Origin of the sequence: Curvibacter delicatus NBRC 14919 (genome assembly GCF_001592265.1) — a bacterium.
Taxonomy (GTDB): Bacteria; Pseudomonadota; Gammaproteobacteria; order Burkholderiales; family Burkholderiaceae_C; genus Hylemonella; species Hylemonella delicata.
Map to the genome: position 1 here is coordinate 1 of NZ_BCWP01000063.1, position 10,502 is coordinate 10,502.

Consider the following 10,502-nt stretch of genomic DNA (forward strand, 5'->3'; position numbering starts at 1 on the left):
CAGAGGTCTCTTCTAAGCCACAGACACGTGGCTGGAACAACGGTCTGGCTGTTACGGGCATCCTTTGCGGTTTGGTGGGTTTCTACGCTGTCGAAGATTGGACTAGTGGTTTCTTTTATGGGATTGGTGGGCTCTGCTTTGCTGTCGGAAGGTATCTTTCGTACATGGAGCGAGCTGGGCCAGACTAGAGGCCACGTGATCGCACGTTTCGTATTTGATTTCTATTCTTTTGAGCGAATTGTGAGGAAACACCGTGAACGCAGACCAACATAACAGGTCGGCCCACGCGGACCCACAGCAGCAGAAGGCTGCTCCGCGGCGTGTGTTGCGTGCCGCTGGCCTCGGACGTTAGACCACGATGAGTGTCCCACGAGACTTCGTTGCAGAGGCCCAGGAAAGGTACAAGAGCTGGGAGAGTTCTGCACTCAGCAGTTTCGCGGCTATCACAGCAGTTGCGTCGGTATCTGCCTATCTCTATCAACCACCTTTGATAGCCGTCGTCTGCTCTTCCCTGAGCGGTGTTGGGATGTTTCTCAGTTGGCGAGTCGCGATTTCGGGAAGAACGGGGTTGGCGGGCGTAGTAGCTGTTCCGTCCCTCGTGCTGTGGATTGCACCTCTAGTTTTCGAAGTTATCAACGTCAAGAGGCCCGTTTCGAAGCTACTGCCCCTGGCTTTGGGTCTCCCTTGGCTCGCCGCAGCGCTGTCCTTGTGCATCCTGATCGCGCGTCAATGGAAACGCAAAGAATGAACAGGTGGTCTAACAGGCAATTCGACAGGGATTTACAAGCGCGTCTGCGCCTTAGGCGCTCCTGTCTCTTGTGCCCCGGTCAACTCCAACGTCGTCAGCAATAGACTTAGCTGGCCTTCCAGGGTTTCTCGCGATACCAAGCCTGCTGCGCCAGCCGCAGCATCGGTAGATCCCCCTTGGTATCGCCATAGGCATTCAGCTCCGGCTGTGCCGTGCCGTATTCCGCTGCCAGCCAGGCCTGCAGCCGCCGTACCTTCTCTTCCCCATGGCAGTTGGCCGTGACCATACGGCCGGTGTAACGGCTGTCTACCACTTCCATCTCGGTGCACAGCACCGCATCCACACTCAGACTGGCGCCGACCAGGTGCATGTACGGGCTGGTGGAGGCGGTGACGAGCACGCAGCGGTGGCCGGCCTGCTGGTGCTGCACCAGTTGCTGCAGGCCCCAGGGGCGCCATTGTTGCGGCAGAACGTCGCGCACAAAGGCCTGGGCGCAGCGCTCCACCTCGGCCACGGTCCGGTCGGCCAGCGCAGCTTTCAGCAGCACGGCCTTGGCGCGGTGGTTGCTGATAAAGCGCAGCACGTAGCCAGCCAGCCAAGGGCTGCAGACAAACAGCACCCACAGCAGGGTGGGCGAGCCCAGCAGGCGGCGCAAAAAGGGCAGCAGGGTATCGCTGCGTGTCAGCGTGCCGTCGAAGTCGAAGGCCGCCACCACCGGCTGGGCGGGTGAGGTTACCTCGGGCATCGCACTTCGCCGCAGTAACGCACGCAGAACGGGCAGCCGGTCATGGGTAGCCATTCGGGAATGGCGTAATAACGCTGGAAGATCTCGCCCAGCACGCCCTGGCGGTAGGCCTCGTACTTAAAGTTGCGGCCCTCCACCACATGGAAGGTGACTCCGTTCTGCACAAAGCTCAGGGGCTGCACCGAGTCGAAATACGGCCGATAACCGTCCAGCGGCGGCGGCTCGCCGTCCGAGACGATGATGCGCACGGTCTTGCCGTCGTAAATGGAGTAGTCCACCAGCAGGTCGTCCTGCCGGGCGTGGAACTTGCCGGGGCCGAACACCGGCACGTACTGGCCAAGGGTGTAGCCGTAGGCGGCGGCGGGGGCGTAGGCATCGGCCATCAGCACCGAGTCGGGCGTGCGCACCTGGGCCAGCAGTTCGGCCGTCTTGAAGCTGCGCACCATGCTGTAGTAGCGCGGTTTGCCTTGCCATTGCTCCACATGGGTGAAGCCGATGGCCACCACCGCGAGCACGTGCAGGGCCGTGAACCAGGCCATGCCTTTGGCGCAGCTTTTGAGGGCCGCCTGCGGCAGCGCAAAGGCCAGCAGCACGAAGACGAAGGGGTAAAAGGCCAGCACCCAGTGCAGGCCCACGGTTTTTTTCAGCGACAGCACGGCAAAGAACAACAGCGGCACCACGATCAGCACGGCCACCAGGCGCTGCTGGCGTGCAGTGTCGCGCAGCGCCGCACGGTGCTTGAAGCCCAGCCACAGTACGGCCGGCGTGAGCAGGTAGGCCAGCATGCCCAGGTAGCTCAGCGGGTGGCTCCAGGCAAAGGAGGCGTCCTGGTTGCGGTTGATGGCGTTGAACATGATGTTGGACCAGCCGTGGCCCATGTTCCACCAAAGGTTGATCAGCGGGCCGGGCAGGGCACACAGCACGATCAGCAGCAGGCCAAGCCAGCGTTCGCGCCGGAAGGCGGCGAAATACACCAGGTAACTCAGCCCCAGCACCACCGAGAAATACTTGGACAGGAAGGCGCAGCCGATGAAAACGCCGGCGAGGGCGTACAGGCGCCAGGTGCGGCCGTCCAGCGTGTTGCGCCCTTCGGCGCGCAGCAGCGCGCCAGCCGACAGCAGTGACCAGAAGATCAGCGGCGTGTCGGTGGTGATGAGGCTGTTGAGCCAGTTGACCGGTGCCAGCCAGAACAGCAGCACCGCCCAGGCGGCACGCTCGCGGTTCAGTGGCTTGAGCGCCCACCAGAGCGTGGCGCCCACCGCCAGCGGCAACAGCACCACCGGCAGGCGGATGGCCCAACTGGCCTCGCCAAAGAGCGTGCGCATGAGCCAGATCAGCCAGCCCACCATGGGCGGGTGGTCGTAATAACCCCAGTCGGGGTAGACGCCCCACCAGTAGAAGAAGGCCTCGTCGCCGGTGATGGGCAAGGCATGGGCGATCCAGAAACGCAGGGCCAGCGAGGCAATGGCGGTGAAAAGCAGCCAGCGGGTCAGGCGGCCGGGTGCGGCGTCGGTATCAAAAGCAGGAAGCATGAGGCATGAGGGATGAGTGTTAACAGGCCCTAGCGCAGGCTGATGTCTTTACGGAACGCCGCACTATAAAGCAGGGCTAGCACACCGATGGCCACCGCCAGCCAGAGCGTGAGCAGGCGCACCAGCACGGTGATGCCCACCGCCGTGGCCAGGGGTGCGCCGTGCAGGGCCAGCAGGCCGGTCAGTAACGCCTCTGTGCCGCCCAGGCCCGCGGGCAGCATGGACAGGGCGCCGCCAACCATGGCCAGGGCGTAGAAACCGGTGGCCAGCCAGGGCTCGATCGGCCAGTCGAACAGGGCAACACAGACGAGCCAGGTGGCCAGGCCCTGGGCGGCCCAGGCCACCAGTGTCAGACCCAGCCAGCGCCAGGGGCGTGTGGCCAGGCAGTGCCAGGCGGCGTGCAGCCAAGGCAAGCGGCTGAACAGCCGGTGTCTGAGTGTGAACAACAAAGCCAGCACCAGCAATGCTGCGGCCGCGGCGGCACCACCAAGTTGCAGCTGCCAGGCCGCAAGGTCGGGCCACTGCAGCAACCACCACAGCCCCGGCAGCGTGAGCAGCAGCAGGCCCAGTAGGTCGGCCAGGCGCTCGGCCCCGAAGATGGCCAGGCTGTAGGCGGCGCCCAGCGGCTGGCGCAGCAGCAGGCCGCGCGCGGCTTCGCCCACATTGCCGGGGGTGGGTGTGAAGGTGTAGCCGGCCAGGTACAGGCGCAGCCCCTGCAGGAGGCCGAGCGGGCGGCCGTAGTGCGCCATCCACAGGCGCCAGCGCTGGCCGCGCAACAGGTAGTTCAGCACGCACAGTGCGGCGGCCAGCGCACCGGCCGGTGACCACAGCGCGGTCAGCCGGGTGGTTGAGCTTGCATTGCCGGTGAGCATCAGCACCAGGGCATAGGCGGTGGCGGCGGCACCGAGGGCCAGCAGCAGTTGCTTGAGCGGCAGCTTCAAAGCCGCGAACCCAGGAACAAGAGCAGCCAGACGGCCCCGGTCAAGAGGATCCAGGGGTCGCGCAGCAGGTCGCGTGCCACGTCTTCACCGCGGCCGCGGTGGACCTGGTAGGCGTAACGCAGCAGGCCGAAGATCACCACAGGCACGGTGTAGACCAGCCGCTCGCCGTGCTGCATCTGCGCTTCCGCGCTGGTGGCATACAGGCTGTACATCGTGATGGTGGCGGTCATGGTGACGGCCATCAGGGTGTCGAGCAGGGCTGCGGGATAGTGCTCCAGCACGGCACGCTGCTGCTCGGGGTTGTGGAAGGTCTCGGCCTTGCGTTTGGAAAAGCCCAGGAACAGGGCAATGAACAGGCCGGTCAGCAGCAGCCAGCGCGACGGCGGAATGCCAACGGCAGAGGTGCCGGCCAGCAGGCGCAGCATGAAACCGGTGGCAATGATGGACACGTCCACCACCGGCACGTGCTTGAGGCGCCAGGAGTAGGCCAGATTCAAGGCGACATACAGCACCAGCAGCAGCAACAGAATGCGGTTGTTGGCCGCCAGCGCCATGCCCGCCACACCCAGCAGGGCAGCCAGGGTGAAGGCCGCCGGCACACTGACGGCACCGCTGGCCAGCGGCCGGTGGCACTTGTCCGGGTGCAATGCATCGCTGGCGCGGTAGCGCCAGTCGTTGAGGATGTAGACCAGGCTGGACATGCAGCAGAAGGCGGCGAAGGCCAGTGCCGCGCGCAGCACCAGCGGCCCCTCATGCCAGGCGTGGGCAAACAGCAGGCCGGCGAAAACGAAGACGTTCTTCAGCCACTGGTGCGGCCGCATCAGGACGAGCAGGTGAGGCAGTTGTTGCATGGGTTCAGGCCTGGGTGGGCCGCTGCCCGTACTTGTAGAAGAAGGTCAGCACGACCCAGACGCATCCGCTGGTGGCCAGCGTGATGGGCAGGGCCCACAGCGCATCGCTGAGCCAGTGCGCGCCGACCGACATGCGTGCCACGCTGACCAGTGCGCCGAGGAGCAGGCCGGTGGCGATCCAGCGCCCGCGCCGGCGCGGGTCGAGCAGCATCAGTGACGCAAAGAAGAAACCGCAGGCCACATGGCCGCTGACAAAGGCGCAATTGTCGCTGCACTGATCGGCCTGCACCAGTGCCGGGGTGAACTGGCGCTCGCCGCCGAACTCCACCACGTCGAACGGGCGCGCCCGCAGGGTGTGTTCCTTGACCGCCCAAGTGACGAAACCGGGCCCGAGCAGCAGCGAGATGCCGACGAAGGCCAGGGCGATGCCGGCACGGCGCCAGCGGCGCAGCAGGCTGATGATGATCCAGGCCGCGATGCACAGCAGTGCCAGCGTGCGGAACAGGTCGGGCACGTATTCGTTGACGAGCTCGACCCATTTCCATTGCGCGGGGTTGATGGGCGGCGTTGGCTGCAGGAAATAGGCGGCCGCGGCGATGTCAAGCTGGGGCCACAGCACGGGCAGCATGGCCACGGCCAGTGAACTGCCGAGCAGGAGCAGAAAGACGGTGCGGGAGGAGGGCGGAGTCTTGGACATGGACCGCCCGATTGTACGGAGACCGGTCGGCGGTTTCAGCTTGCCGACAGGGCGATGCGGGCGAGCAGGTCGGTCACGCGGGCGTCTTCGCCAATGGCACCCTGCAGCTGCCAGGCCACGCCGGGGTAGCGGTGTTGCAGGTCGGCCACCAGGTGCGGCAGGTCTTCGCGTGCGTGTTTGCCGACGCCAAGGAACATCGGCACGATGGTGATGGACCGCGCACCGGCGGCCACCAGTTCGGCCGCGCAGGCTGGCAGGTCGGGTGCGGTCAGTTCCAGATAGGCGCAGCGTACCAGGGCCTGCGGGTCGAGCTGGCGTGTGCGTTCTGCCACGGCTTCCATCGGTTGTGACCACAGCGGGTCGCGCGAACCGTGGGCGAACAGGATGATGCCGCGGTGCGGAGCTGTTGAACTCATTTGCGCCTATCTCCGCAGCACCAGCCAGCCGAAGGTGCCCAGCGACAGCAGGGAATAGATCATGCCCGGCAGTGCCGCCGTCAACCAGGGCTGCCAGTGCCGCAATTCGCCCACGTAGCCGAACACGTTGTTGAGGAAGAAGAAGCTGATGCCGGCCATGACGCCGCCGAACACATAAACCGAGATGCCCTCGTTGCGGAAGTGCAGGTAGGCAAAAGGCAGGGCCAGCACCACCATCACCAGGCAGCTTAGCGGGTAGAACACCTTTTTCCAGAATTCGATCTCGTAGCGTTCGGCCGACTGGTTATTGGCGTTGAGGTGGCGGATGTACTGGAACAGGTCCAGCGTGCTCATGCGGTCGGGCCGCAGCACGGCGGCCGACACCATCTCGGAGGTGATCTGGGTCGGCCAGCGGAAGGTGGCAATCTGGGTGCGCTCGATGCGGGAGGCTTCGGTGCCGCGCGAGGTGAATTCGATGCGTTCGGCCTGTTCAAGCTGCCAGGCATCGTCGCTCTCGAACTGCGCCGTGGGCGCGCGGGTCATGGACACCAGCAGCCCCTTGTTGTCGAACTCGAAGACGCGCACGCCGCGCATGCCGCCGTCGGATGCCAGCGCGTTGACGTTGACGGCAAACTGGCCGTAGGGCTGTTTCTCGCGCAGCCAGGCACCGGTCTGGCCGACGGTGATGTTGCCCTGGTAGCGTGCCTTGAGCAGTTGGGAAGTGCGGTCGGCCCAGGGCGCGAGGAAGTCCCCGATGACAAACGTCAGCACGACGAAAATGGCGCCCACGGTCATCAGGGTCCGCAGGGCGCGCCACGGTTCCAGGCCACTGGTGCGCAGGATGGTGAATTCCGAGCTCTGCGCCATACGGGTCATGACGAAGATGGTGCCGATCAGCACCGTGATCGGCAACAGCTCGTACAGGTGATTGGGGACCTGCAGCGCCACATAACTCAGGGCCTGCGGCAGTTGGTAGCCGGCGCCGATGCCCGGGCGGCCGATTGAGGGCAGCTGATCGACAAAATCGAAGAAGGAGAACAGCGCGAGGAAGGCCAGTGTGACGAAGGTCACGGCGGTCAATACCTCGGCGTGCAGGAGGCGGCGGATGGTTTTCATGCGCTCACCCGATTCCGGCTTGCAGTGCGTGCGGCCAGCAGACGTCGCCAGCTCCAGTTGTAGTGCCGCATGGTCAGCACCAGCATGGCGGCGGCCAGCACACCGCCGTGCAGCAGGACCACGAAGGGGATGAAGCCGATTTTGCCGGTACTGATCCAGGCCTGGCCCAGGTTGAGCAGGTTGAGATAGACCTGAAACAGCAGCAAGGACACCACCAGATTGCCGGAACGACCGAGGCGGGGGTTCACGCGCGAACTGGCCACCGCCACAATCATCAGGTTCAGTGCCGCCAGGGCAAAACCCAGGCGCCAGGAAATTTCACCCAGGTGATGCGTTGTCGGCTTGCGGATCAGTTCCAGCGTGGAAACCGTGTTGAGCGGGATCTCGGCCTGGCTGCCCAGCTGGTCTTGCGTCACCTGGATGCTGTAGCGCTCGAACTCACTGAGCTTGAAGTCCGACTTGCCGATGCTGTTTTCCAGACGCTGGCCATTGCCCAAGACGAGAAACCGCTCGTCGCCGATCAGTTCAATGCGGCCGCTGCGTGCCGAGGTCACGGTCTCCTTGCCGCGTTCGGTGGTGGCGATGAACACATTGCTGGCGGAATGCTCGCTCAGCAGGCTTTTCTCCACGAAAAACACGCGGGTGCCGCCCGCCGACTCCTGGAACTGGCCGGGCTGCACCCGGTCCAGGTCGCCGCGGTTTTCATAGTGGGAGCGCATGTCCTCGACCTGCTTGTTCGACCAGGGCAGCACGAACAGCGCCAGTGTGGCGATGGCCAGCAGAATCGGCCAGGCAAAACGCAGCAGGGGCGCCAGCAGGTTCCACAGCCCGACACCGCTGGAAAACCAGATCACCATTTCGCTGTCACGGTACAGACGTGACAGGGTGCCGACCGTGGCCACGAACAGGCCCATGGTCATGATGTTGGGCAGGAAGGCCAGCACGTTGTAGCCCATCACCAGCATCACATCGGACGGATTGAAGCTGCCGCGTGAGGCCTGGCCCAGCGTGCGGATCAGCGTCATGGTCATGACCACCGTCACCAGGACGATCAGGGTGGCGCCGAAACTGCGTGCCAGCTCCTTGCGGATGGAGGAATGGAATAACATCGGTCGGAAGGAAAACCGCAATTATGAACTTTGAACTCAAGTCCCTGGATCTGGCTGCCGCCGCAGCTTTGGTGAGTGATGCGCTGGTGGTGCTGGTGCCTGCCGGCTTCAAGCCCGGCAAGGAGGCCCTGGCAGCCCTGATCGGCCAGGCGCTCAAGGCGGGTGACCTGGAAAGCAAACCCGGCAAGCTGCTGCCTTTGTACCGGCCGGCGCAAGCCAAGTCGACCCGGGTACTGCTGGTCGGCACGGGCGACGGTTCAGCCAAGCAGGTGCGCCAGGCCGTGACGGCGGCAGTCGGCGCCCTGCGCGCCGGCACGCCGGCTGTGAAAAAGCTGGCACTGTGTTTTGCCACCGCGCCCAGCAGCGGGGCGGTACGTGCCGCCGTGACGGCCACGGCCGATGCAAGCTACGTCTACACCACCACCAAGTCGAAGTCGGAGGGGCGCACCCTCGTACGCGTCACGCTGGGGGTGCCGCAGGCCTCCGCCAGCAAGGGCGAGTTCGCGCAGGCCGTCGCGGCCGTGGCCGGTATCGAGATGGCCAAGGAATGGGCCAACCGCCCGGGCAACCATGCCACCCCCACGCTGCTGGCGCAGGCCGCGCGTTCCTTGTCGCGCCTGCCCAAGATCAGCTGCCAGGTGCTGGGGCCGCGTGAAGTGGAAAAACTGGGCATGGGGTCTTTCATGGCCGTGGCCCGCGGTTCCGAGCAGCCACTGCGCTTCATCGTGCTGCAGTACAACGGCGCCGCCAAGGCGCAGGCGCCGACGGTGCTGGTGGGCAAGGGCATTTCCTTCGACAGCGGTGGCATCTCCATGAAACCGGCGGCCGAGATGGACGAGATGAAGTTCGACATGGCAGGGGCCGCCAGCGTGCTGGGCGTGTTCCGCGCCTTGGGCGAACTCCAGCCGGCCCTCAACGTGGTGGGTCTGATCCCGAGCTGCGAGAACATGCCCGACGGCCGCGCCGTCAAGCCCGGCGACGTGGTGACCAGCATGAGCGGCCAGACCATCGAGATCCTCAACACCGACGCCGAAGGGCGGCTGATCCTGTGCGATGCGCTGACCTATGCCGAGCGCTTCAAGCCGCGTGCCGTGGTGGACGTCGCGACCCTGACCGGCGCCTGCATGATTGCCCTGGGCAGCGTGCGCAGCGGCCTGTTTGCCACCACCGATGAGCTGGCCAACCAGCTGATGGCCGCCGGCGAGGCAGCCCAGGACCTGTGCTGGCGCCTGCCGCTTGATGATGACTATGCCGATGGCCTGAAGACCAACTTTGCCGATGTGGCCAATGTGGCGGGACGCGCGGGCGGTGCCATCACGGCCGCCAAGTTCCTGCAGCGCTTTGCCGCCAAGTACCCCTGGGCGCACCTCGACATTGCCGGCTCGGCGTGGAAGAGCGGGGCAGCCAAGGGCGCAACCGGGCGACCGGTGGGCCTGCTGCTGGACTTCCTGCTGGCCAGCCAGGCCAGCAAGCCCGCGGCAACCAAGACCCGTCAGCGCAGCCGAAGCGCCTGAGGGTGTGGATGACATGACCGAGGTAGCCTTCCATTTCAATGCGCCCGACAAGCTGGCCTATGCCTGCCGGCTGCTGCGCAAGGCCGTGGGCAGCGGTGCGCGTGTGGTGGTGACGGCGCCGGCCGATGTGCTGGCGCGCCTCAACAGCCTGCTGTGGACCTTTTCCCAGCTCGACTTCATTCCGCACGCGACCCAGAGCGACCCGGCCCATGTGCTGGCGGTTTCGCCGGTGGTGTTGGCCGAGTCGCTGACCGGGCTGCCGCACCAGCAGGTGCTGCTCAATCTCGGCGTGCAGGTGCCGGCCGGGTTTGATCAATTTGAGCGCCTGATCGAGGTGGTGAGCCTGGACGATGACGACCGCCAACTGGCGCGTGGCCGCTGGAAACACTACACCGAGGGCGGTCACACCATCATCCGCCACGACCTGGCCTTGAAAGGTGCGAACGGATGAACACGCCGCCCAAGAACCTGCCTCGCTTTCTGCCGACCCTGACCGAAGTGGTGCGGCCGGGGGAGGCTGTGGCCAGCGAAGAAGGCACGGTGCCGCCGCAGCAGACGGCCGCCAGCCGCATGCCGGCGGCGGAAGAACTCGTCGAACGGGTCATGCAACGGCTGGCGCCGACGCTGGAAACCAAGCTGCGTGCCGTCGTCACCTCTTTGGTGCAGGAGCAGATCAGTGCGCTGGAGCCCTATCTGTGGCAGGAGGTTGACCAAGCCTTGCGCCAGACTGTCGCGACTGCTGTGGCGCAGGAACTTGACGCGTTGGCGCGACGCTGAACACCCTGAAATACCCACAGACCGAAGGTTTGCTGGCCTTGCGCAGGACGAATGCG

The 10,502-nt window shown here is 65.1% G+C and carries 11 protein-coding genes; 3 read left to right on the plus strand and 8 right to left on the minus strand.

Features of this window, described 5'->3' with window-relative positions; translation table 11 throughout:
- Positions 1-854: 854 nt before the first annotated feature.
- The 8 genes from CDE01S_RS17330 to lptF are packed head-to-tail and all read right to left on the minus strand — an operon-like array spanning position 855 to position 8,155.
- Positions 855-1,493, minus strand: coding sequence for an HAD family hydrolase (locus tag CDE01S_RS17330; protein ID WP_066710624.1), 639 nt, complete (start codon positions 1,491-1,493; stop codon positions 855-857).
- Positions 1,481-3,025, minus strand: coding sequence for an ArnT family glycosyltransferase (locus CDE01S_RS17335; RefSeq protein WP_066710627.1), 1,545 nt, complete (start codon positions 3,023-3,025; stop codon positions 1,481-1,483). Before CDE01S_RS17335 ends, CDE01S_RS17330 begins: the two co-directional genes overlap by 13 nt.
- Before the next feature lie 29 nt (positions 3,026-3,054).
- Positions 3,055-3,966: a lysylphosphatidylglycerol synthase transmembrane domain-containing protein gene (locus CDE01S_RS17340; RefSeq protein WP_245636213.1), complete on the minus strand. Its 912-nt coding sequence runs from the start codon at positions 3,964-3,966 to the stop codon at positions 3,055-3,057.
- Entirely contained in the window at positions 3,963-4,817 is an 855-nt protein-coding gene (locus CDE01S_RS17345) for a decaprenyl-phosphate phosphoribosyltransferase (protein WP_066710633.1), read from the minus strand. The genes CDE01S_RS17340 and CDE01S_RS17345 overlap by 4 nt, the downstream gene beginning before the upstream one ends.
- A gap of 4 nt (positions 4,818-4,821) precedes the next feature.
- A complete protein-coding gene (locus CDE01S_RS17350; protein WP_066710636.1) occupies positions 4,822-5,514 on the minus strand; it encodes a phosphatase PAP2 family protein in 693 nt (230 codons plus the stop codon).
- Positions 5,515-5,549: 35 nt separating this feature from the next.
- Entirely contained in the window at positions 5,550-5,930 is a 381-nt protein-coding gene (locus tag CDE01S_RS17355; protein ID WP_066710638.1) for a sirohydrochlorin chelatase, read from the minus strand.
- Between the two features lie 6 nt (positions 5,931-5,936).
- Positions 5,937-7,046 (minus strand): LPS export ABC transporter permease LptG, encoded by a 1,110-nt coding sequence (gene lptG, locus CDE01S_RS17360; protein ID WP_066710641.1) that lies wholly within the window; start codon positions 7,044-7,046, stop codon positions 5,937-5,939.
- The gene (lptF, locus tag CDE01S_RS17365; RefSeq protein WP_066710643.1) at positions 7,043-8,155 is read right to left on the minus strand and encodes an LPS export ABC transporter permease LptF; all 1,113 of its coding nucleotides are present in this window, start codon (positions 8,153-8,155) and stop codon (positions 7,043-7,045) included. Before lptF ends, lptG begins: the two co-directional genes overlap by 4 nt.
- Positions 8,156-8,178: 23 nt before the next feature.
- On the opposite strand from lptF, the gene CDE01S_RS17370 reads away from it, so the two are divergent.
- Genes CDE01S_RS17370 through CDE01S_RS17380 form a run of 3 tightly spaced genes read left to right on the plus strand, consistent with a single transcriptional unit; the run spans position 8,179 to position 10,446 of the window.
- On the plus strand, positions 8,179-9,669 hold the full coding sequence (locus CDE01S_RS17370; RefSeq protein ID WP_066710645.1) for a leucyl aminopeptidase: 1,491 nt from the start codon (positions 8,179-8,181) through the stop codon (positions 9,667-9,669).
- A gap of 13 nt (positions 9,670-9,682) precedes the next feature.
- Entirely contained in the window at positions 9,683-10,120 is a 438-nt protein-coding gene (locus CDE01S_RS17375) for a DNA polymerase III subunit chi (protein WP_066710647.1), read from the plus strand.
- Positions 10,117-10,446: a hypothetical protein gene (locus CDE01S_RS17380; protein ID WP_066710652.1), complete on the plus strand. Its 330-nt coding sequence runs from the start codon at positions 10,117-10,119 to the stop codon at positions 10,444-10,446. Before CDE01S_RS17375 ends, CDE01S_RS17380 begins: the two co-directional genes overlap by 4 nt.
- Positions 10,447-10,502: the final 56 nt, after the last annotated feature.